The sequence below is a fragment of the Shewanella putrefaciens genome, assembly GCF_016406305.1.
Taxonomy (GTDB): Bacteria; Pseudomonadota; Gammaproteobacteria; order Enterobacterales; family Shewanellaceae; genus Shewanella; species Shewanella putrefaciens_C.
Genome location: NZ_CP066369.1, coordinates 184,946 through 208,543 on the forward strand (window position 1 = coordinate 184,946; position 23,598 = coordinate 208,543).

At 44.5% G+C, this 23,598-nt stretch carries 21 protein-coding genes; 10 read left to right on the forward strand and 11 right to left on the reverse strand.

What is annotated here, in order from left to right; all coding sequences use genetic code 11:
* Positions 1–130: 130 nt before the first annotated feature.
* The 7 genes from JFT56_RS00775 to JFT56_RS00805 form a co-directional block, all read right to left on the reverse strand.
* Positions 131–1,231 carry an HNH endonuclease gene (locus JFT56_RS00775; protein ID WP_198781897.1) on the reverse strand — a complete coding sequence of 367 codons (1,101 nt, stop codon included), beginning with the start codon at positions 1,229–1,231 and terminating at the stop codon, positions 131–133.
* Complete coding sequence (locus tag JFT56_RS00780; RefSeq protein ID WP_198781898.1) at positions 1,231–3,021, reverse strand: restriction system-associated AAA family ATPase; 1,791 nt, start codon at positions 3,019–3,021, stop codon at positions 1,231–1,233. Before JFT56_RS00780 ends, JFT56_RS00775 begins: the two co-directional genes overlap by 1 nt.
* Positions 3,018–4,601, reverse strand: coding sequence for a restriction endonuclease subunit S (locus tag JFT56_RS00785; RefSeq protein WP_198781899.1), 1,584 nt, complete (start codon positions 4,599–4,601; stop codon positions 3,018–3,020). Before JFT56_RS00785 ends, JFT56_RS00780 begins: the two co-directional genes overlap by 4 nt.
* Positions 4,598–6,298 (reverse strand): type I restriction-modification system subunit M, encoded by a 1,701-nt coding sequence (locus JFT56_RS00790; protein WP_198781900.1) that lies wholly within the window; start codon positions 6,296–6,298, stop codon positions 4,598–4,600. The genes JFT56_RS00785 and JFT56_RS00790 overlap by 4 nt, the downstream gene beginning before the upstream one ends.
* A 13-nt stretch (positions 6,299–6,311) precedes the next feature.
* Positions 6,312–9,110 (reverse strand): DEAD/DEAH box helicase family protein, encoded by a 2,799-nt coding sequence (locus JFT56_RS00795; RefSeq protein ID WP_198781901.1) that lies wholly within the window; start codon positions 9,108–9,110, stop codon positions 6,312–6,314.
* A gap of 68 nt (positions 9,111–9,178) precedes the next feature.
* Positions 9,179–10,132 carry a restriction endonuclease gene (locus JFT56_RS00800; protein ID WP_198781902.1) on the reverse strand — a complete coding sequence of 318 codons (954 nt, stop codon included), beginning with the start codon at positions 10,130–10,132 and terminating at the stop codon, positions 9,179–9,181.
* Positions 10,133–10,863: 731 nt separating this feature from the next.
* A complete protein-coding gene (locus tag JFT56_RS00805; RefSeq protein WP_037459496.1) occupies positions 10,864–11,061 on the reverse strand; it encodes a helix-turn-helix transcriptional regulator in 198 nt (65 codons plus the stop codon).
* Positions 11,062–11,193: 132 nt separating this feature from the next.
* On the opposite strand from JFT56_RS00805, the gene radC reads away from it, so the two are divergent.
* The 8 genes from radC (at position 11,194) to JFT56_RS00845 (ending at position 15,579) form a co-directional block, all read left to right on the forward strand.
* Positions 11,194–11,685, forward strand: a complete 492-nt coding sequence (gene radC, locus JFT56_RS00810) for a RadC family protein (protein ID WP_376711957.1) — start codon at positions 11,194–11,196, stop codon at positions 11,683–11,685.
* Positions 11,686–11,725: 40 nt separating this feature from the next.
* Positions 11,726–12,088, forward strand: coding sequence for a hypothetical protein (locus JFT56_RS00815; protein ID WP_011920075.1), 363 nt, complete (start codon positions 11,726–11,728; stop codon positions 12,086–12,088).
* Between the two features lie 142 nt (positions 12,089–12,230).
* Positions 12,231–12,611 (forward strand): type IV toxin-antitoxin system YeeU family antitoxin, encoded by a 381-nt coding sequence (locus tag JFT56_RS00820; RefSeq protein ID WP_198781903.1) that lies wholly within the window; start codon positions 12,231–12,233, stop codon positions 12,609–12,611.
* A 144-nt stretch (positions 12,612–12,755) separates the two neighbouring features.
* The gene (locus tag JFT56_RS00825; protein WP_198781904.1) at positions 12,756–13,169 is read left to right on the forward strand and encodes a DUF2787 domain-containing protein; all 414 of its coding nucleotides are present in this window, start codon (positions 12,756–12,758) and stop codon (positions 13,167–13,169) included.
* A 122-nt stretch (positions 13,170–13,291) separates the two neighbouring features.
* Positions 13,292–13,852 (forward strand): tyrosine-type recombinase/integrase, encoded by a 561-nt coding sequence (locus tag JFT56_RS00830; RefSeq protein WP_198781905.1) that lies wholly within the window; start codon positions 13,292–13,294, stop codon positions 13,850–13,852.
* A 147-nt stretch (positions 13,853–13,999) separates the two neighbouring features.
* Positions 14,000–14,722 carry a lecithin retinol acyltransferase family protein gene (locus tag JFT56_RS00835; protein ID WP_198781906.1) on the forward strand — a complete coding sequence of 241 codons (723 nt, stop codon included), beginning with the start codon at positions 14,000–14,002 and terminating at the stop codon, positions 14,720–14,722.
* Positions 14,723–15,013: 291 nt separating this feature from the next.
* Positions 15,014–15,298, forward strand: coding sequence for a CopG family ribbon-helix-helix protein (locus tag JFT56_RS00840; protein ID WP_198781907.1), 285 nt, complete (start codon positions 15,014–15,016; stop codon positions 15,296–15,298).
* Positions 15,286–15,579 (forward strand): type II toxin-antitoxin system RelE/ParE family toxin, encoded by a 294-nt coding sequence (locus JFT56_RS00845; RefSeq protein WP_198781908.1) that lies wholly within the window; start codon positions 15,286–15,288, stop codon positions 15,577–15,579. Before JFT56_RS00840 ends, JFT56_RS00845 begins: the two co-directional genes overlap by 13 nt.
* Positions 15,580–15,706: 127 nt before the next feature.
* Here the strand turns inward: JFT56_RS00845 and JFT56_RS00850 are convergent, their stop codons facing one another.
* Both JFT56_RS00850 and JFT56_RS00855 read right to left on the reverse strand, forming a co-directional pair.
* On the reverse strand, positions 15,707–16,375 hold the full coding sequence (locus JFT56_RS00850; protein ID WP_198781909.1) for an inovirus Gp2 family protein: 669 nt from the start codon (positions 16,373–16,375) through the stop codon (positions 15,707–15,709).
* 315 nt (positions 16,376–16,690) lie between these two features.
* Positions 16,691–18,124: a hypothetical protein gene (locus tag JFT56_RS00855; RefSeq protein ID WP_198781910.1), complete on the reverse strand. Its 1,434-nt coding sequence runs from the start codon at positions 18,122–18,124 to the stop codon at positions 16,691–16,693.
* Positions 18,125–18,291: 167 nt separating this feature from the next.
* Here JFT56_RS00855 and JFT56_RS00860 point away from each other — a divergent pair, with 167 nt between their 5' ends.
* Positions 18,292–20,229 (forward strand): transposase, encoded by a 1,938-nt coding sequence (locus JFT56_RS00860; protein WP_198781911.1) that lies wholly within the window; start codon positions 18,292–18,294, stop codon positions 20,227–20,229.
* Positions 20,230–20,619: 390 nt separating this feature from the next.
* On the opposite strand, the gene trmA is transcribed toward JFT56_RS00860, so the two are convergent.
* Positions 20,620–21,720, reverse strand: a complete 1,101-nt coding sequence (gene trmA / locus JFT56_RS00865) for a tRNA (uridine(54)-C5)-methyltransferase TrmA (RefSeq protein ID WP_198781912.1) — start codon at positions 21,718–21,720, stop codon at positions 20,620–20,622.
* Positions 21,721–21,899: 179 nt separating this feature from the next.
* On the opposite strand from trmA, the gene murI reads away from it, so the two are divergent.
* Positions 21,900–22,706 carry a glutamate racemase gene (gene murI / locus JFT56_RS00870; RefSeq protein ID WP_198781913.1) on the forward strand — a complete coding sequence of 269 codons (807 nt, stop codon included), beginning with the start codon at positions 21,900–21,902 and terminating at the stop codon, positions 22,704–22,706.
* Positions 22,707–22,742: 36 nt separating this feature from the next.
* On the opposite strand, the gene JFT56_RS00875 is transcribed toward murI, so the two are convergent.
* Positions 22,743–23,207, reverse strand: a complete 465-nt coding sequence (locus JFT56_RS00875) for an RNA-binding protein (protein WP_198781914.1) — start codon at positions 23,205–23,207, stop codon at positions 22,743–22,745.
* Positions 23,208–23,598 lie beyond the last annotated feature (391 nt).

Here is a 23,598-nt window from a genome sequence, read left to right on the forward strand (position 1 = left end):
TTATAAATCTAACAACTTAGCAAACGATCCGCTTATGTTCTGCCAAACAAGATCCGATAGAGCTTATTAATCGTGTCGATTTGCTCAAATTGGCTTTACATACCCAACGCAGTTTTAATCATGGTATCTTTTATTGCTCAGGTTGTGGTAATGCGTCGAACAAACCATTGTTACAACAAGCATCCAGAAATGGCTTTTTCAGAAAATTACATTCGGCGTAAGGTTTTTTATCGGTTTGCCGCGCTAAAGTGCGAAGAAAATCAGCAGGCATTCGATCGTCTTCTTTCCACTCATCGAGCACTTGTGTCAGCCAGTACTTGCCATCATTTTCACTGCAGAGCTTGGCTTTGTAGCGCTCTTCAATACCATAGACATCTTTCCAGGTTTCAATTTTCTCGTTGGCAGCCGCGGGGCCGAACGTAATAACTATGTCTTCAGGAGCCAACTTTTCAATGTCTGACGTTCGTAGCGCGATATGGATGTCGATTATATGGGGGGCCGTTGTGTAAGGATAAAAAAAAGCGCGACGATGCACTAAGCGTGTAGGATCTTTTGGTATATATGCAGGATCTTTGCTGGTTTTATAGCTGCTATTGCAATGGTGGCAAGCTGGCATCAAATTCATGAAGTTGATGGAGTTAAACGGGTATATCGCTTTTGGCAGATAGTGATCGTAGGCTTCTCTGGGAATATGGTTTGCCCCCAGTAAATCATTCATGCCGCAAAAGGGACATTTGCCAGCTTTATTTGTTTGTACGAATGTTTGGTAATGGTCATCAATATCACCGATCTTAGCACGCAAAGCTGCAAGATTAAGCAATGATTGAGAATATAACCCTTTGAAGAAGGTGCCTAGAAGGTCGGCTATATCACTATGATTGACAGCTATATCACTGTAGCGGGCGAGATAAGCAGTCGGATCATTGTCACACACTTTCACTAAATCATTATTGCCTTGATACCACAATGTGAATTGTGCGATTTCGGCTGTGCTTAACCTAGCAAATAATCCGTGAATACGTTCAATATTGCCGTAAAAGAAATCAGCTCCTGCGGCATCGGAATATAAAAATGCAGTCATTACTTCTTGTAAGTCGGCATTAGCAGCAAAGAGGTCCAGATCGAATGGACCGTTAGTCGGTGCCTTACACCACACGTGATGGAAAATAAAATCGATAAATTCCTGCATCTTTTCCATTTGATGCGGTACGTAAGTGTAAGCAAAAAGCATTATTGATTTCCCTCTTCGCTATCGTTTGCTTCGCCGTCAAGAATAGCTTTGATCAGCAGCAGCTTTTCAACCGAGTCACCCAATTGCTGATGGATTTCGTTGATCAGCGCTTCATTCTCCTCGCCGTCTTGCTCGAAGCGTTTACGCAAGTCATCTAATATGCCTTTCGCGTAAGCACCGATGGTTTCGCGTTTACCGAAGGTATTCATGGTGATTTTGTTAATCGAGGCACCTAGGGTATTGTATTTGGGGTGAGTGATGCTGACTTTGCGGGTAATTTTATCTTTACTGAATACTAATACCTTTTCTGGCTTACTATCAGAAATCAAAAACGGGGTATGGGTGGTGATCAGCATTTCCTGACTTGTATCAGCATCTTTAGGGAAGCACTGCCGCAGTCGGCTGATAAAGTTGGCGCGCCAGTCGGGATTAAAGTGGGTTTCGGGCTCATCCAACAAAAACAGGCTGTTGGTATTGCGAAACAGCAGGCACAGGCCAAGGCTGTGTAATAACTGGTGTTCGCCATCGGATAATTCTTTGAGCATTAAAGGTTCATCACATCCGACCTTACTAAAGCGCACAAACTTAAAACGCATTATGCGTTGGTCCGATGCCAGAGTTGGAATTGTTTCGCTCACATAGTGGCTATTGCTCTGGTACAAATCTGCCTTGATCGCATCGCCTACCGTGTACAAATTCAAGGTGAGCAATACCTGAAACGCTTGGAATAGCGATAGCGGATCGTTACTGAAATTTTCTCTAAAAGCTTGCTTGGTCGCTTCATTTACCCAGTAATCCAATATCAAACTATCGCTGGTGTCATCCTCGAAACTCAGCGTTGCGCAGCGCTTCAGTGCACTGATCATGCGCGACGATTTTTCATCGCCTTCTAAAAGCTGCAAAAGATTCAAGCGGTAACGGGTGTTGCCCAGCTCATCTTCTTCGGCAGTCAGTGCCGGGTGGTCTTTGATGATGCTTTCCAACGTTTGTGGCTGACTTTCATTGTTGCTGACAAAGCTTTCAAGCTGTTCTGGCGTTAGCAAAATAGTGCGACGCAGAATAATGCGGAATTCTTTCAGCGACTCTATGCCGACATCCTCACGAAAGGGCTGCAGGGTTGCTTCTTCCTGAAACAGCAAATTGCACAGCAATATGGCCTGACTGAAACTGTTATCCAGATACGCCATGCGGGCTTCCGGATAACCTGGGTAAGGCAATTGCTGGCTTAGGGCATTCCAGTATTCATCAAACTGGATAAAGCGCATTTTAAAAAATGGCAGGCTTAAGATTTCGTTTTCGCCGGAGGAATAACCTAGTACGTATTGCGGCAAGATAATGTCGGCGTAGCCGCTGCCAAATACTTCATTGATATTGGTATCAAAATCGCCCTGGTTTTCCCACATAAAGCGAACCGTTTCACCATCATTTTTCCAAACCTTGACTTTTGCCCATTCTGGGCTGTCTTGGCGACGATATTCTTTAGGTACACGAATCAGATAGCCTAATTCAAAGGCTGAGGGTGAAAGATCTTGTTCGTCATTTTGCAGGGCTTCGGGTAAAAAGCTGCGCCTGACTCGTTGAATTTCAAGTTGATAGAAAATCGCGCCCAATACTTCCAGTAAGTTGGATTTACCACTGCCATTGGGTCCGGCGCAAACGAAGGGCGCAAAGCCTTCGTTATTCGCCAGCTCTTCCTGCAGTGTCCATTCACTACGAAAGTGATGTTCAAAGCCACAGGGCAAACTGCGAAAGCCGTTAGGGTCGGTGATTTTCAGGCGCAGAAGTTTCATGCAGACTTTCCCTTAGCTAATCGAAGGCGATTATTTCCTTCATCCATACTCTGGCTTAACTTGTCTGATGCTAATGCGTCGAAAACCCAGTTTTTAACGATGTCGTAATCGCTTGCACCCAGCTCAAATTCGTTATCTGGGTGCAACTCAGCAATACGAGTTTGTGCTGCAGCTAAAAACCTATAGGTAGAAAATTCCGCTGTACCGATTTGCAGGCAATAACTTTCCAGCCACTCGCATAGCAAACGGTCGCGTAACGACGTATTCGTTAGCGCCTCTAGCAGATAATCGGTATCGGGCAGGTTGATGGCAGTACCTTCAGTTTGGGGCATTTCAGCCTGTTCCAAAGAGTTAGTTTCTTCGGCATCGACCTGAACATCAGGCAAAGGCACCCGCGATAAATCCAGTTCACCTCTAAAGGCATTCTGGCTAAGTGCGCCGTAGAGTGATTCTAGGTCGTTCAAACTTTGCTGATAGCGAGATTTAAGGACTTCGACTTTTTCGACGATGGTGGCAAATTGGTTTTGGAGCTCAATTGGGGGGATGACAGTTGGGAAATTCTTCAGTTGTGTAGAGTTAATTGACGCGATCCCGGTTGTTTGTTTCGCCGACTTTAGAAAATAAGATTTTCCATAACGAGAACCGATGAGAGCGCTCAAATAGTACGAATTTAACTCTGAAAAGTTATTGATTCGGACACGAAAAATATGATTCTGATGGATACATTTTTCAATCTGGTTTTCCCAAACTGAACCCCTTCCAAGTTTGTCAGGATCACCACCTTCAGTGAGCAACAAGTCGCCAAACCGAAGCTGATATTGTCCAAACTCCTTCTCAGTAACCGAGATGGTTTTTATTTCATCAAGCACGAAGTGACCGTCTTGCACATTTGCAACACGCATATACGGGACTTCAATCAATTCATCAGTTTTGTACTTTTTCCCTTTGGTAACACCTGATACCACCTCGGTATACACTGCTAGCTTATCAACCGACCATTTCGCATAGGTTTGATCGCGAAACCCAAACATCTCCAAAAACACGCTTTTCAGCAGATCGTCGAGTTGTTGTAGATGTTGTTTGCGCTGGGCGATCAACCCTTCCACTTTGCCGAGCAAATGGGCAATACGGATTTGGTCGTTGATGGGCGCAAAAGGGAATTTAACGTTTTCTAAGCCCTTATATTTTAGTGAGTCTCTTACTGCGCCTTCAGTGTTTGCTCTGATTTGTGCGTTGCCCCAATCGCTTTTTAGGTAACGCAGCAAATAGTCTGCATGAATATCATTGCCACACTCGAATACAATATATAATGGGCTTACCAAAACTGAAGATGAATGACGAAGATAGTCTATTGAGCCAACGTTGATTCGTGACGGGTTATAAGCGAACTGATTTGGTTTAACGACTTTATAATTGGACACATCTTTGCTGAATACTTCTTTACTGAAGTATTCAGTTGATCGGGTAAAACCCTCTGAGTTTGTTACTGAAAACACCTCGATATCAACATTAGATCGATTTCTGCTGCTTACCTGATGAACATGTTTTCCAAGCTCTTCTACTTGGTAACGGCTTCTCATCTGATAATCCCCTTCAGCTCTAACAGCTCGCGCACAATGCCGCTTTGCACCTTGCCCAAATCAGCTTCATCCACATCGCCCACTTCCGCCTGAATCAGCCGTTCCAAAATCACGCCGGGCGCATCGTAATGCACCTCTTCAAACACATCTTCTTTGTAATGGCTCAGTGACAGATCATAGTCTTCGGCTTCAATCTCGCGGCGCGGCACCATAAAATATTTGGCGGTGCGGTCGGTGTCGGTGGTAACACTGCGGGCATGAAATTTGGCGACAATATCTTGTAGGTCACCATAGCCTTCTTGCTTTGTACGTTTGTCATCCAGCGAATAACCATCGGCGGCCATTTCATAAAACCACACATACTGGGTAGCAGGTTTATCCACCTTGTCTTTTGGCCCCCAAACTTTGGTGAATAACAAGATGGCAGTGCTGACCCCTGCATAAGGCTTAAATACGCCACTGGGCAGGGTGATCACCGCTTCCAAATCACAGCGGTCCACCAAGATTTTGCGTAAATCTTTAAAGGCTTTGCCGGAACCAAACAGCACCCCCTGCGGCACAATAACCCCAGCGGTGCCACCTTTTTTAAGCAGTCGGTAGATGTTTTCGACAAACAGCAGTTCTGATTTGGTAGTAGAAAGCTGGAGGTTTTCGTTGATGTCGCCTTTATCTATGCTGCCAGTAAAGGGCGGGTTGGCCATGATGATGTCGTACTCGGCCTCCTCCGTATAGCTTTTGCTCAGAGTATCCTTGTAGTCGACATGAGGCTCGTCAATGCCGTGCATCATCAGGTTCATTAAACCTAAGCGCACCATGGTTTGGTCGATGTCATAACCCCAAAGTGACGCACTTAAGATGGCTTGAGCCTTTTCGGTAAGGGCTGCGGCGACAGAGGTACGCACAAAGCCATCTTCATCAGGTATGAGGTTTTTTGAGCCCGCTTTTTTAGCAAGTTCAGTCACAATGTACTGGTATGCACCCAGCAAAAAGCCTCCGGAGCCGCAGGCTGGATCAGCAATTTTATTGCCCAGTTGCGGCTGTACTAAATCCGCCACCAGCTTGATGATATGACGCGGGGTTCGAAACTGGCCATTTTTACCAGCAGTGGCAATTTCAGAGAGTAAGAACTCATAGACATCACCTTGGATATCCTGAAAAGCCTGGCCTTTTTCCTGAGAGTCCTGCTCCATCACCTCGAAGATTTCGTCGATGGTTTTTACCGCCTCCACCAACAACGCTGGTTTAGGGATGATAAATACAGCGTTTTTCATGTGGTGGGTGAAGTTACTTTCTGACCCGTTTAAGTCTTTTAAGTACGGGAATACTTTGCCTTGCACATGCTGAAGCATGTCTTCAGCCTGCATGTGCTTAAACTCACTCCAGCGAAGAGTGCGTTTTTCAATTTGATACTTTTTTTCGTCATCTAGCTTTTTAGCCCAATCCTCTTCGGTATCCTGCTCCTCTCTTCGGGCTCTATACTCTGGAGGTATCCAGGTGCCATCAAATTTTGATATATATTTTTCATCCACCCACTCAGCATCAGATTGACGTTTTAAATCAAGCTCATCGAGGCGCTTCATAAACAGTAGGTAGGTGATTTGCTCGATGGCAGTAAGCGGGTTGCTAATACCACCACTCCAGAACTTATTCCAAAGCTGCTCGATTTTGCTTTTGAGTTCGGGGTTGTTTTGTAACATGAGTTTACCTTTATCAGGCCGCCAGCATCTGTGCTAACTGCAGAATGTCATTAATTTCATTTGGGCTGAAAACCCCGCGAATACCCTGAGGGTGTAGCACGGTGAAAGGGGCTTTAATGAGATCTTTCTTGTCAATTTTTTCGCGCTCAATGATAAAGTTTTTCAGCAAATTTAAAAACTCCAACTGACGGCTATTTAGCGTATTATGCGCTCGAATAAACTGCTCAAACGCAGTGTGGACCTCATCAGGGAAACTTTTCAGCACCTCAATACCGAGAATATGACGAATAAACTGCAAAAAATGCGCTTTGCGGTTTTTATACACCTGGCGCAGCAGGTCTTCAGTGATGTGTGGACGTTCTTCGTGTAGTAGCTCAGCCAACTGATGGGTTTCATCAACGTTTACTACTTCGCCGTTTTTGATCTTTTTAAGCACCGGATGATGTTCTGTCAGTTCGGCAATTAAGTTCTCTATCATCTCACGGTAGCGCGAAACACTCACGGCTTCATTATCTGGGCCAAATTCCACCCATTCTTTTTTATGCAGTTCATCAACTAAATCGAGGTGAGTTTGTTGTTGCCCGGTGCTTTGCTCACGGAATTTCATCAAGGGGCCTAGTTTGATGCACAACTCATCAAAGCAGTCTTCGTCGGCCTTGTTCCAATACAGTGAAGTTTGTGCGGTCCGGACCAGTTCTTCTTCGAGTTTGACAAAGGGCACCGAAAGCGGCAGCTCGCTGATTTGCTCAATGATACCCTCTTTAAGGGTTTCGGCTTGTTGTTTTTCTTCCTGTAAAATTGCTAACGAGTATTCCAGAATATCTCGTTCAAAGCGCATCGCCTTGAAATCCGCTTCAGATACGGTGCGAAATAGCGGTTTTATCTCAGCCCGCAAAAATTCGAGCTTGTCGTGGTTAAGGGTTAGCCAGAAGTTTTCATCTTCAAGGCGGGCAAGTACAGCTGCGGCTTCTTTAATGACCACAGAATTCTGCGGTAAAGCGGCAATTTGCTTGCGTAGCTTGGTGACTTCACGCACGGCGGTATCGATATTCCCCCTGTCGTTAGCAGCTTCGATTTTATCCAAACGCAAGCCTACTAACTTAACTGGTAGAGGCAGCTGGGGCTTGAGCTCTTTGCCCTTGGGGTTAAGCTTGAAGTATTCGAAGTTATCCCAGCAGTCGAGAATTAAAAACACATCCTTTTCCAGACACCAGGGCTTGGGTTTGCTGGTTTCCAACAAGCGGGTACCACGCCCAACCATTTGCCAGAACTTGGTGTAGGAGTAAACGGGTTTAGCAAAGACGAGATTAACGATTTCGCGCACGTCGATGCCTGTATCTAGCATATCCACACTGATGGCAATGCGCGGCATGTCGTTATTGGTGAACTGGTCGAGCAAGCCACCTTTACCGTAAACGCGCGGGTCATCCGACACCAATACCTTAGCCAGCTCGCCGTGGTATTGCGGGTAGAGCTTGTCGAAGATTTCTTCGATGCGCCGAGCGTGGGCTTTGGTGGCGCAGAAGAAGATGGTTTTGCCGGGCAGTACGCCGTTGGTATCCTTGATGGCTTCTTCCATAAACTCGCGCACGATCAGGGCGTTGGTGCCCTTGTTGATTACCTGTTTTTCCAGCTGTGTACCTTCGAAGTTGATATCTTCGATTTCTTTACCCTGCAGGATCAATTTTTTCTGGTCTTCTAATGAGATAGTGCGCTTGCTGATGCCTTCCATCTGAAACTTGGTCTGGATTTTCATGACCTGAAAATTACTGAGGTAAGGCGGTACGTTGTTGACTGCCTCTTCGTAGGTGTAGGCAAAGGTTGGGATGCCATCTTCGCAGTGAAACAGCTCAAAGGTGTTGTGGTCGATAATGTCCGTAGGTGTGGCGGTTAAACCAAGTGTGATAGTTTTGAAATAACTGAGCACCTCGCCAAAGGTGTTGTAGATGGAGCGATGGCTTTCGTCGACCACGATGAAATCAAAAAAATGCGGTGATAAGTGCTGTGATTCGTCGCGGATGATATTGAGCATGGTGGGGTAAGTGGCCACGTAAACCCGCCGATCTTTGGCAATGAGCTTTTCACCCACGTTAGGCCAGCGTGGTTCGTTAGGCATATGCTCTTTAAAAGCGGCCAGTGCCTGTTCGCGCAAAGCGATACGATCAACTAAAAACAAGACTTTTTCAGCATGACACGCGCGCATCAGTGCATCGGAAAGGGCGATGCAGGTGCGGGTTTTACCAGTGCCGGTTGCCATCACCAACAAGAAATCGCGCTGCTTTTTTTCGATGCCTTCAAGCACGGAGCGAATGGCACGGATCTGATAACCACGGCCTGCAATAGAAGTATTAATAAATTCGTGCGTGAGCGGTTTGCGATTACGACGGATATAGGCGAAGCGCTCTAAGTCATCGCGCGAGGGAAAACCGACCACTTTACGCGGCGCGGCATTTTCAAGATCCCAGAAGTAGAGTTCGTGTCCATTGGTATAAAAGCAAAATGGCAGTTCACCTCCCCACTGCTTTTGAATGTTATAACAATATTGTTTAGCTTGCTCGCGACCAATAGCAGCATCTTTTGAAGTTTTCTTTGCTTCGACTACAGCCAACGGTTTACCGTCTTTTCCGAGTAAAACGTAATCACTAAATTGGTGTCCTTCGAACCTAGAGCGGGGCTCAGAGACTCCTTCTGGCAGTTCGGTTACAATATCAAACTCCTGAATAACTGCAGTCGGATCATCAATATTCCAGCCTGCAAGCAGAAGCTGTTTATCAATAAGCTCTATACGTGTTTGCTTTTCCGATCCAGTCATATCCAAGCCTGCTTTATTTCATATATGTTTTCAGCATGTTATCGAGCGTAATTTGTTAGCTAGATAGCTCACTCTTCTGCAAAGTAATCTGAATCGATTGCCTTAACGGCATACAATTCGCGAGTCGAAACACCAACATTGTGCTCTATCATCAGGGCTGCCAGTTCATGGCCATCAATCAGCACGATGCGTTTTTCAATACGGGTAACAAAATCACGGGCGTCTTTACTGAAATTTGAGGTAGTAATAAATACCCCTTTGCGGGCGCGGTGCATGTCGAGCGCACCAGCAAAGGCTTGAATATCTGGCCTACCGACTGTGTTATCGCGATAGCGTTTGGCTTGCAGGTAGATGGAGTCTAGCCCGAGCTTATCCTCTTTGATGATACCATCTACACCGCCGTCGCTGCTGTATTGGGTTGCTTTACCAGCATCCTTATGACTGCCACCGTAGCCCATAGCCAACATCAAGTCGACCACCAGCTGCTCGAAAAACTTAGGCGATAATGTGTGGATTTGTTCAATCAATTCATCGGCAAGGGCTGAATTAAGGGCGGTAAAGGCGATATCGATTAACTCTGTAGGAGTTTGAGCTTCATCATGTTGATGAGTTAACCCTTTGCCACGACTTCTGTTAACTTCAGAGGATGCTTTGTTGGTAGTCGATGGCTCATTGCTGGTACTTAAGAAGCGATTAAAGTCTTCAAATTGTGCAAGGTAGTGGTTATCAATCGGCTTTCCACTAGCCAGAGCTTCCCGACCTCCTTGGGTAATTTGACAAACACCGCGTTTGGGCTGACTAATAAGTCCGGCTTTAACCATATAGGTTTTGGCCCAGCCAACCCGACTTCTAACATATGTGGTTTTGCCACTCGGAATTGTTCGAGCTAACTGCTCAGCGGTAAAACCATAATGGTTAGCAACAGCGAGGTACATCTGCTGGAGTGTTTTAACCTCTCCATCCGCCAGCACCTTAAGCACTGCAGGCATCATCTCTTCATAGCTTGGAATTGTATCGACCATCCCTGTGCCTCACCTCTTATTATTCTTGTGGCAAATCTTGTAGCAAAAACTGCAACGGTAACCGCCTAAAAGCTTTCAAATATCATGTTCAAAGCAGATTTATTAAGCGATTAGACCATTTAGATTGATGCAAATAATTTTTAGGATTGTGTCAGAAAAGATCCATCTAATCCAGTGAGATAGCACACAGTCTTTGTACCAAGCTGTCACGCTGTTGGGCGGCATTATCCCTTGGAGTATCTTCAAAGCCTCCGCAGGTTTTCTTGGCAGGTGATTTGACTATGTAACTACGTTCTCTTCGTCTTTTGAAGCATAACTGGAGTTAAACGCTTTGAAGGCGAAGAACTAAGGGATGGAGTATCCACCCCTTGAGTTGATCATCAGGGCGACAAGACAGGCGCATGCCGGTGAGGGCGATGCGCTTGTCTATATGTCAAGTTATTGCCCTGCTTGAATAGTTAATCATTCAAGTACTTAATTCATCGTGACAGAAAGTGTTGTAACTAAGTAAGCTCTGAATTTTGCCCTTACCCTAGCTTTTTTCGGTCGTTCCCTTGGTTTAGTTAGGTTATTTTTAGTTATTGCTTATAGGATTACTTATAGAGGGATTCAGCCAAGAAAAAGCATTTCAATCTAGTAATGGCGGACAACTCTTAGCCTTTGAAGGCGGGAGGTTGTAAGGGATATTCTGAAGTTAATTAATGTGCAGTAAAACGGATGTTGATATGGGCTTAAACGGTTGCACTTTGGGCATCTCGCTCCTCTATTCTTGTTAAAATCCATTCTTGCACTTCACTTTCTACCCAAGCGGCAGCTCGGCTACCGAGTGACACCGGTCTGGGAAATGTTCCTTCTGCGATGTACTTGTAGATAGTGGAACGCGCTAGTCCTGTGTAATCCATAACTTTTGTAAGGCGAATTAGTTTCATGATGAGTTTCTCGGTTATTGTCTCATTACATATGTCCTTCGAGTAATTTTTAACTTTTTCCTTATTTCCAAATCTTTTCAGATATATATCACTCCTGTGCATAAGCCCATTAACACTTTCCAGGAGCCTGATATGTCAACAAAACCTATGCACACCAGAACTACCATTCGACCTGTGACGCTATGGCCGCCCTCGGATGATGTCATCCTCGCTTCAGCCGCCAATATCATTGCCGAACGTTATGTAAAGAAAGATGCCTATACCAACCCTCAAGCCACTAAGGATTTCTTAACTTACAAACTGGGCGGCTATGAGCGGGAGGTGTTTGCGGTGATGCTGCTCGATAACCAACATCAATTACTCGAGTTTAAAGAGTTGTTCTTTGGCACTTTAGATGCCGCCAGTGTCTATCCTCGAGAAGTGGTTAAAGCGGTATTGGCCATCAATGCAGCAGCGGTGATCTTTGCCCATAACCACCCGTCTGGCGAGTCTGAACCTTCAGCTGCAGATAAGAACATCACTCAACGGTTAACCGATGCATTAGCGCTTATCGATGTGCGCGTGCTTGACCATATAGTGGTTGGCCGCACGCCAGTGTCCTTTGCTGAGCGCGGCTTACTTTAGCCAGCGTTTAAACCTGCCACGCTAAATCAAGGAGTCCATCATGATTGAATTTACCGATAGTTTTTCACAGGCCTGTGTTGCCGAGGCCTGCGCCGCGTTTCCTGAACTGCGTAACCGCTTAGCGGTTGAGCTGATTTTGCCGATGTTTGTGCGGCCGCTCAATGCCATGGGCCAAGTGATTGGCAAGCCGATTGTGGCACCTAATCCAAAGCTGCATAAAACCGTATTGAGTGTATTTCACCGTGATGTGGTTGAACACTTACCCAAGGAGATTGCCTTTTGCCGCTATGTTTGCCCCTGTGATAGTTATGGGGTGCCTATAGGTGAATGGCAGCGGGTGATCAACGGGGTGTACTTTAACCATGGCAGCAATGAGCAGCCCAATTGGAGTGTGCATACCTAAAGACTGTTACCTTTCCTGCATCCACTCCGTTAGTAAGCTGTATTCACCGCTTGTACTCGCCTAGGCATTTATCACCGCTCCCGCTAGTCCGCTAACAAGCATCCCACTCCCTTAGTTTCATCCTTCAACCATCGAGGTCACTATGACAACGCTAAAACTTTTCGATATTGAACACGCCTGGGGCTTGCCCCGTAAAGTATCTCCCCGCTTTGGCGCGAGGCTGATTTTGCGCGGTCAGCACTTGGATTATCTCCATGACCGTTCAAGCTTTGTCGGTGAATTTCCATCAGCAATTAGACAACCATTTGTCGAGGCCTTTCCCGCCATGGTTAAACAGCTTGAACGGCTGGTGGCCACCGGCGAGATTGATGCCACTGAGCAGCACTGCGTCACCATTGAGCACGCTGGTTTTACCTGTGAGGCCGACACACTTGGCAGCCACGGTTATTTGTATATTGCGATTTATCAAACCGCTGACAAACCACAATCCGCATTAACATTTGCCCCTTCGATAACCTTGTAACACCAAAGCGCATCCTAATACCTCATCACGCTCCATCAGACTCGTTTCACGCAATTTTTACCCCACCAGCAAACACAGCAAGAGCCTAGGAGTTTTAGCTCCTAGGCTCTTGCGTGTGCGCGTAAATCAAAGAAGGAATATCCCATGAAATTAATCATTAACCGTAACCAACTGCCAGCGATGCCTAATCGTTTTTACCAAGTCATTGAAAAGGAACTAGCTAACGTAGATCCAAAAGATGCCAACGCGATCACGCTCAATTTTAGAGATCCAGATTACAGCGCCGAAGATGGTGGCTTTCATCCCGTCGAAGTCCGGCTTGAGAAACAACAAGATCACTGGCGTTTAGTTTACGTCACCGACTTTGCTTTTCGCGGCCATCCCTTCCCTGAGCTGGTTAAAGACATCGATATCTGCTTTAACAGCAAGCAGGTCTATAGCCTGTTTAGCGGCTGGATTGGCGAGCGGGAATGCATAGCATTAATCGATTTATTTACCCAAAACTTTGCCACTTATTTCGATATGGGAGTTTACAAGGTGAAGGTCAGTTTGGATTAAACCACTTAGCCAAATCAAGTTCCCAGAATCCTAAAACGGGAACACTCAAACCCTTATCCCATGCGGCTTTCAACAACACAAGTGCCCCAAAATACGCTATAGCCAAAAAGAGGAACATGACCATGCCTGAGGTTCACGCGGTTAAAGATCAAGACACCGTTAAGCTTATTAGCTACCTACTGGAAAGACAGTTTAGCCAGCAACTGGCCGATGTGTGGAATATCGGCCTTAATCTCGCCCTTAGGATCTCTGACTTACTCTCGATTAAGTTCAGTGATATCCACGGCGATAGACTCATCATTAAGGAGTCCAAAACCGGCAAAATCGCCAATATCAAACTCAACCAAAAGACGCTGGAACGGATACAACGAATTGCACGCGAGCATCCTAACCATATCTACCTGTTTCAGTCCTATCGTAATCAAAGGGCTAAAAACATCAAACCCGCGCCTTTGTCACGCCGCTATATCTGCCGAGCACTGGCGATGATTGGTGAAGAACTCAAAATCGCCTTAGGCACCCACTCGATGCGCAAAACCCGTGGCTATCTGCTGTATCAACAAACCAAAGACATTGGCCGAGTAATGAAGATGCTCAGGCATAGCGCCGAAGAAACCACCCTGCGGTATATCGGTATTGAGCAAGACGATATCGATAAGGACTTTGTCGAACTGGAAATCTAACCCGCGCTTATCACTTACTGAATAGCGTCTCCCCTTTAATCCCCCCACACAGCCAATAGACCATCAACGCGAACAACCTACAGCTAGCTTAAGTCAGCATGGCGTAATGGAGGGGCACAATGATGCCCCCTGGCTAAGGAAACATTTATGCAAGCATTACAACCTGGCGATCACCTCGTCACCAATATCGATCCGCTTGGCTTAACCGAACACCATGGCCTGTATGTCGGCCGTGGCAATGTGATTCACTTATCTAAACAGGGCATCATCGAAGAAATCGATCTGCAGCAATTTGCGGGTGGCGATAAGATCAGAGTGAAAAAGTCCAGCTTGTTTCCCCATCAAGCTATTGAGCTAGCGCGCAGTCAACTGGGTCACAGCCCATACGGCGTTGCTACGAACAATTGTGAGCAGTTCGTCAACGAATGCTTAGAAGGGAGCAGTACCTCTAATCAAGTCAGTAATCTCACTCACCTTGCCCTGCAAGGCTCAGCCAGAGCAGGCTTACTGGGGAGCACTGCTTCAAAGCTGGCAGCGGGAACTGTCGCAAACGTCGTGTTAGCCTCTACCGCCGCTAAGATGACCGGTGAATACCTAGGATTACCCGATAACGTCAACACGCTGCTAGGGACACCTGGGGACCTTGTCGCTAAACCTGCAGAATGCTTACTAAAAGGCACCACGCAAACCCTGGGTGAGAGTTATGCTTGCTTAAGCCAAGGAGAAATAACTGATGCAGGGTTCAAGCTTGTTACAGGCAGTTTAGAAACCGGCTTAAACACCATACTCACTACTGCAGAAGTAGGCATCAATGGCGTCAAAGCGGGCACTGAGCTAATAGCCGGTGCATGGCAGTGGCTAAGGTCTTAATGCTTCACCTGCAGTATTGAGAGAGTACTCAGTAACACATCATCCAAACCTAAGAAACGAAGCGGCACCGCTCGCCGCTATCGTTTCACCCCTCTTGCTTTTATGCTAAAGATTAGCGCGATACCAGCACAAAATTTATGCCCAGTTCAGTGATACAAACTATCCTGCTAACGTCATTTTTCTCATGGCGTTGCTCGAGCAGATGAGTAAACCGTGTAATCATTATTTTTTTGTACCACGTTATGCTAAGGTATTACCTAGTAGTACCAAGCATTACCTATGGAGTAACAGATGAGCACAATCAAACCCGTGTCGGTTAAATTAGATGCCGATATTAAAGCCAGAGTCGAGCATTTAGCCGAAACTCGTAAACGTTCATCACACTGGATGATGCGTGAAGCGATCCGTGAGTACGTTGAGAGAGAAGAGAAACGCGAGGCGCTGCAGCAAGAGGCGTTACGCGCATGGGAAGAACACCAGACATCAGGCTTGCACGTTACCGGTGACGAAGTGGTTAGTTGGCTAGAGTCCTGGGGAAGTGAAAATGAAAAGGCATCCCCTACATGCCACAAATAATCTTCACCGCCACAGCATTACGTGATTTAGAGCGCTTACGTGAGTTTCTTCGCAGTAAAAATCCTCCCGCCGTACAACGGGCTGCCAGCGCCATAATCAATACCATTAGAAAACTGGAAAGCTATCCAGACATTGGCCGGCCTATCGATGACAATGACTTTAGCTTTAGGGAACTGCTGATTGACTTTGGTGACACAGGTTATTTGGCAATGTACCAGTATGATGGCGGTGAACGATTGACAGTATTGTGTATACGCCACCAAAAGGAAGCCGGCTACTGATAGAGACTGTATCAGCAAAGAGTCTTAAACAAGGGATTTTAGCCCCTTGCCATTTTTTCCCCATTCGTACTCGTCCCAGTAACAACCGCACTAAGTGCTAAGTAAGCTAACCACTCAGACACCCTGTTTAAATACGGCTACAACCGAATGAACGAGTTCTATCACCATAATGCTTGGTCTCTAGCTTGGCAAAATAGCTCAAGCGGAATAAAGCACTCGCAAAGGTTTGGGGATAATTCGGTGCGTTACGATTGAGATAATAAACTGGCGTATCCTCTGGAAAATGGACTAAATGCCGCGTACTGAAATCATCGAGCCCTAAAGCACTGGCCCAGGCTTCAACAATCTTAGTACTCAGGTTTTGTCCACTTCGATTGTAGTTACCGAGATGGCTATAGGCATCGTTATTGAGGAAGATAGCGATGTGGTAATGGTCTGTATTGGCATCAGCTCGCTCCCTTGCCCAAATATTACGCAGAGTACAATGGTGCACCCGCTTACCCTCACGGCCCTTGATAAGCCTATCATGCTGGATTTTAGCACTCAGAGATTTAAAGAATTTGCTGATCACCGTTGAATCATAAACTATAGGTGAGTCACGAAAATTGAGCTGTGGCAGATGCAAATCAAACCGGACCATAAAGGTACGAGGGTGCTCATTCAGGGCAGCTTGTAAGGTCTGTAAAATAGCGTTTAAGTATTCAGCGCTTAGTGGCCGAGGATAAACATTGAGACCTTGGTATTGGCCATTGCTGATGACGGTAAGGTTAGTGTTTGAGGTGTGACGAGAGTACATATTGATATCCCATATTGGTTAAGTTACATAACGTATGGGGTTTGTGTAATTTATAACTCAAAAGCCCTAAAGGGCTTGATATTACTCAGTCTAGGTTAGCACGCCTTTGATGGCAGCTAACCCTGTATGTTCATGGGTAAGGTAGTGTTAGAGATACTGGCTGAAGGAATAGTATTGAGTAGTAGGTATGGCTACAGGGTTGTAGTATTAACAAACAGACAATCGCAATAACTGAAATCCCCGTCAATCATTGAGCAGTAGATCGGGTAAACAAGGGCGATAAGATCTCACATCGCTCGACAATTAAACGACCATTTAGTCACAACCGAAGCGCATTTTGTGAACTTTGATTTCATTGACCTTTACAATATTTGGAGAATTCACCAAATTCCATCCTTGGTAAGCCAAGATCTGATCACCCAGCGCCATGCTATCTTTGACCTTAGCTGAGGTAGGTAACCATAGTTGCAAGACAAAAGTGGTAAACTCACGCTCCTCTCTACTCTGCTGTTCACTGCTTACATCATCGCCTACCAGAGCTTCAGTTTGCTCACTTTTCTTCTCAACCTTTGCAAGCTTTATCGTTCGGGTTGAATGCATAAAATGTCCAGGTAACCACCCAACAAAATTTGGAAATAGCTTATATTCACGAACGAATAATCTTAGAAATGGTGCAAACTCAGCAATTTTAAACATCAACTCATCCGTTAGAGCTTTGAGGGCAAAGTCAATAAAATGAGCAGTATCGTTTTCAGTTGGTTGCTGATCGTTATCATCGTTCGAATGTAGACCTTTGGCTGAAATGACTAAACTTTCTGGTATGCACAAACCATATTCCAAGGCCGATCTGATAAACCGTTGTAGTGTTTCATTCTTCAAAATGTCTTGAGAAGTATCAAGTACCTTCTCATGCAATAACCCTAACAGCACCGTAGATACGCATAGATGGTGAATGTAAACGCGTAGTCTGAGATCAAGAAAACCTTTAGCCATTGCTAAATACGACTTGTCATCAAGAACACTATTTTGCAATGGAGTCTGCTGCTGTTTCTTTTGTTGCTGGATCTTACTATTGAAGCTGATGACCTTCCTTAAAAAGTTAAATTCCTGCAAATGGCCTTGCTGTACAGGCACGCCAAAATTTACGCAATTTAAGGCTGCACTGCGGAGTTCGAGCTTATACATTGTGGGTAAAGCCACAAAAAAATCACTGTTTTTAACTTCTTTGGCTACTAAAGAGATTGCACCAGCTTTCACCAAAAAGTTCCAATTTTGTTCCAATTGTTTGTCCGATAAACCCGACCATTTTTTTAAAGTTTCAGTCGAATATCCAATGGCATAGCCAGCTTTATTAGCCAATAACACTAAGCATGCCCATTGCAAGCGAATGCCTTGCCTAGGCAACTTCAGACTCGTACCAAACAGCACATATCTTAACTCTTCATGGAAGCCACAAGCCGCGAGTGTATCTTGGCTGCGGCGATACCCTTCAATGGTCAATTGAAAGTGGAAACGTGGGCGCGGCTTATCGGGTGAAGGACTCACATCAAGGTTTGGGAATTTTGACATATACCCTTCTTGCACTAAATAGTGCAAACCAGCTGTGATAGTTCTCTTTGGCATTTTGAACAATTTACTTAAATCCTGTATGTCACCACCAATAAAAAGACCGCCTTGTAAGGTGGACCATTGGAGCAGCAACAATCTAGTTTCAGGCGGTGCATCCGTCATTGATTCAAGTACGTTCACTATTAAATGTCCTTTATACTCCATAAGTGTTTACCAATAATACACATTCTTGCTAAGAAAACCCTAGTATAATTGGTCATAAACGATTAATGTTGTTACTTGTAACGTTACAATGTAATGACACAGAAATTTCTAATATTTTTAAATATGCAGAAACGGAAAATTAGATGACTCTAATGCATGGTAATATAATAAAGCTTTTCAGTTTTTTGAATTCTGAGACTCCAGACAGTATCAAATGGATCAGAGATTATCTGTATAAGAAAGGGTTCTATATTCCATATGAATATATCGACACCAATACCATCGTCCGTTCACTCGCAGATCAAATGGTACAGCGAGGCTACACATTAGAATCAACAACAGTCATTGCAAAAACGATGGGGGGGACCTGGAGAACAAGAAAATGTAGGAGGAATTCGAAGGGTAAAGTCTCCTTCACTGTGACAATCGACAGTGCTACTTTTAATAAATTGGAAAAAATCAGTAAAAACAGTAAAAAATCTGAATTAGTCTCGGAAATGATACAGGAATGGAACCCGTCATTGATTAAAAATGAATTAGTCAAAACAAGTAGTAAGAAGCAAAAAATCAATAGAACCATAGAGGATAAAGACATTGCTTTTCAAAAAGAGCTAGCTCTTCAAAAAAAGCAGGCCTCAAGCAAGAAACAAGCCCAACAAAGCGGGGCAAAGCCAGCTGGTGAGAATGTCATTGACTTCGAACATGAAAAAAAATCGAGAGAGAAAGGTTTAAAAAATGGTCATGGAATCAAAAATAAATTTTCTGCTTCGGACATTATCGACGGGCACGAAGATTTAGATCAGCAAACCAAAGACAAAATAGAGGAAAGCACTCCTACAGCTCACGAACACTTCAATGCTAACCCAACGGCCACAACAAATACAATTACTCAAATAAACAAAGAGTTGCTGTCAAACACAATCAAGCAAGGTGAGTTAATAGAACCAGAAGTCTTAAATGAGCACAAAGACACTATGAAATGCGACAGAGCATCATCTCTGCCATCGATGAAGCAAAGTGAAACGACTCTTCCGGCTGAAGACCACAAGGTTATAGGCAATAGTGAGCCAAGTAACACGATTAAAAATTCGCCTGAACATGACAGTGTCGCCCATCCACACAACATAACTGATACCGCGACTGTCAAAGAACAAATCCCAATATCAAACGATATGCCTGAAGGGGAAGTGCCTCATTCATCAGTCATTAAAGGCCAACCCAGAGCTAACCGTAGTGTACCAATAGTAAACGCCATTAATAAGGTAGGTATTATTAAAGCAATTTATCGCCAATTACCCGTTGAGATAAAAAATAGACGAAAACGCGAATTAAACTCAATATATCCAGTGATTTGGATCATTCAGAATCATCATGAAACAAAAGAAAAAGATCTCATTGTGAGTACAGTTTGCGCGCTCAACGAGGCTGGTAATATTGAACTATTAGATTTATATCTATCTGATAATATAGACAATAATCATAGTTTGGCACACATACTGAACGACTTTAAAAAACGTGGAGTTAAAGAGATCCTGACTATCTGTTCAGATACTAGCCATAAGGATTCTATGGCCGCGCTGAAAACGCAATATCCACACACAGAGCTACAGCTATGTATCTTAGGAAAAATTAGAAGCTCGACTGAATCGGTACTACTCGAAGACCAAAAAAACTTTAATGATGATTTACAAAAAATCCAGATGGCACAGAGCATAACTGAAGCAGAATTAGTGTTATCTGAAGTAAGGGTTATTTGGGGAGACAAATATCCTGATGTGGTAGATTCTTGGTACAAAGAATGGGAATATTTTACCAAGTATTTCACGTATCCCGTAGCTATACGTGAAACCATTTACACTATGAATGCAGTTGAGCCAATGAAAAAACTCATCAAAAATACAAGTGAGTTTAACAAAAATGAGTCCGCACAAAGCTTAATCACTCGACTTTACGAAAACATATTTACCGAGATAGAACGCTGGGGGGCTCCATTTGTAATACTGCACTACTTTATGCCACATTTACACGACCATTTCGAAGAGCGTTTAAAAGGTAGTACACAACTAAAAAGACCTAATTGAAACTAACGCATTCTGTTTAATGTGTTCTCTTTATAAATCCCAAATGGTGGGTATATCGGTGGGTATCAATGCGAATTACCACAAAATAAAACATGCTATCCATTGTTAAATAATGGTTTTATTGAAAATAAAAATATTCAGATCCAAACTGCTACCGACGACTAGCTTAACTGGACACAAGTTGAAGAGCAGCCCTATAGATTTTGAATATTTTAAAGACTAGTGGTCTGTCTTCGCTTGCCCAAACTATGCATTAGTAAGATTTCGCCACCAGCATTGCTGGTGGACTTTTGGGTAGTAAAGGCTATCGGAAATTGAGCGTTTTAAAGGCCCCCGTACCCAGCGCCGTACCCAGATAGATTTTCTGATGATTTAAACTGTAAGAAAACCTTATTTAATGCGCTCTAGCAGCACACCTGTTTCCATGTGATCTGTGTAGGGGAACTGATCAAATAGGGCAAAGCGCGTGACCTTATGGGTTGTGTACAGTTGTTCCAGATTGTCTTTTAAGGTCTCGGGATTGCAGGAAATATATAAAATTCGCTCGTAACCTTGTACTAAGGCTAAGGTATCTGGATCGATCCCCGCCCGTGGCGGATCGACAAAAATGGTATTGCACACATAACTATCGAGATCGATTCCCTCTAGGCGTCTAAAACTGCGTTTTTTCGCCATAGCATCACTAAAGTCTTCGGCCGACATACGAATAATCTGTAGGTTTTCAATGTTATTGGCTTCAATGTTGTATTGCGCCGCATCCACGGAAGGTTTGGCAAGTTCGGTGGCGAGTACACGATTAAAGTTTTGCGCTAGTGCAATAGAAAAATTACCGTTACCACAATAAAGCTCTAACAGATCGCCTTGGCTGTCTTGGGTAACATCAATAGCCCATTCCAACATTTTTACCGCCACTTTCGCATTAGGTTGGGTAAAGCTGTTCTCGATTTGTTTATATAGAAAAGTGCTGCCATTCACTTCTAAAGATTCAACAACGAAGTCTCGGTCTAAGTCGATTTTCTGTTTACGGGCACGGCCGATAATATTGACCTTAAACTGCTGGCTTAATGTGGCTTTTAATGCACAGGCTTCGGCCTGCCATTGCGCATCAAGTTGTCTGTGGTAGAGCAGGGACACTAAAATTTCGCCACTTAGGGTCGACAAAAAATCGACTTGGAATAATTTGTGGCGCAGGCTGTGATTGGGTTTTAACTGTGCAATTAATGCCGACATCATTTGATTGATAAGCGTACTTGCTGGCAGATATTGATCGCAACGGACTTTTTCGTTCAGCACTTTATCAAACATGTAATAGTATAAATCATCACCTTCATGCCACACGCGAAACTCGGCGCGCATACGATAATGGGCAGGCTCTGAGGCGAAAACTTCAACACTCGGTGTTTCAAATTGGGCAAAGGCTTGTTCTAGCTTGATACGCTTAGCTTCTAACTGTGTATCATAGGTCTGAGGGTCCATTGCTGCTAAATTCATTGTCGATTCACCGTGGCTGTAAATTGGGGCGCAAATATTATACTAGGTGGCACGAATGTCCAGTATCTTGCTTTTGCGATTTGGGCAAAGCTGTGGGAAAATCCGCGCGCTGAGTTCCTCATCGTTAAATCTATCCACTCTATTCGTTGCCTATGCACAGCGTCAAACTGGAGACTAACTTGTCGCGACCTATATTAGTATTTGATTCTGGGATTGGTGGTTTATCAGTGCTGGCAGAAATCCGCAAATTACTCCCACAGAGCCACTACTGCTATCTGTTCGATAATGCCAGATTGCCCTATGGAGAGCTTGATGAACAAGTGTTGGTTTCTGGGTGTGTCACTTTAATCGCTGAATTAGTCGCTCGCACCGATGCGGCAATTGTGGTGGTGGCCTGTAACACGGCGAGCACAGTCGTATTACCCGCCCTACGGGCAAAGCTAAACATTCCCGTCGTCGGCGTTGTCCCGGCCATTAAACCCGCGGCACGCATTTCAAAAAATAAACGAATTGGATTATTAGCCACCCCTGGCACGGTCAAACGCCATTACACCCATGAATTAATCAGCCAGTTTGCTGGTGATTGTCACGTTGAGCTTTTTGGTTGTTCGGAGTTAGTTTGGATGGCAGAGCAAAAAGTGGCCACAGGAGCCTTGGATATGCACAGGCTAGCAGACTTATTAGCGCCTGTGGTTGCAGCTAATCTAGATGTACTCGTTTTGGGATGCACGCATTTCCCCATGATCCGCAGTGAACTGCAGCAAGTGCTTGGAGCCGGTGTAACTCTCCTCGATTCAGGGGAAGCGATTGCAAACAGAGTGGTGTCGCTTTTAGCCCAAGCGAATAGCCACAGCGAGAATCAAAATGCAGCAGAAAAGTTAGTGATGCAGGCTTATTATACAAAAGCAGAAATTAGCGAGGGACTAGTGACAACATTAGTTGCTTGTGGTTTTTCAACTATCGAGCGAATCACCACAAGCAACTAATAACATAAGCAACTAATAAACAGTCAGGTGGAGAAATTACTCGTCGGTACCCGTGCGTTCAGTGCCTTCAGAGTCTTGGGTTTTAGCTTCTCTTACCTTTAAGGTCCTTTCTTGGAAGTTATAATCGTTAAGTTTAACCATGGCTTTTTGGGCGCCCGACTCTGACATCTCAACAAACCCAAAACCTTTACGACGTCCTGTTTTACGGTCACGCACCAAACGCACAGAATTAACTGGACCAAACTCCCCAAATAATACTTTCACTTCGCCTTCATGAACTCGATATGGCAAGTTGCCTACATAGAGTGTCATCGTCGGTCCAACATACTGTTCATCAGCACTCTGTGTAGATGACGTCTCAGGTGCAAATTTAAAAACAAGAGTAGTAATGATAACGCCAGCAACAAAAGCGATATAAGCAGGTAATGTCGGTGCGAACTGAGATAGCGCTACGGCGCCAAGGACGGCGATAATCAAGACAATAAGAAATGACTTTTGCATATGAATGCTCTCTGGTGAAATAGAAAATGATAAATAACTGTTAACAGCAAGCCATATGGTAATGAATTATTTACTTTTACACTAGAGCGCTGCCGAAAAATTGAGCGTGAATTATCAATTATTAGGTAAATATCCATTTTATAATCTTAAAAATAGGCATAAACAGACAAAAATTGAACATGATGTTTAAAATGTCGGCGTACAGTTTGCTAATCAATAAAAAGCCCTTGCACAAAATCCGCAGCTCCCTATAATGCGCATCCACTGACACGGCAGACAGCGAAACGCAAGTTAAGCCAAGAAAGCCAAGCAGTTCATCGGTTAGCGAGCTAAACGATGAGAGTTAAGAAAGTTGAAAAAACTACTTGACGCACTAATGGGAATGCGTAGA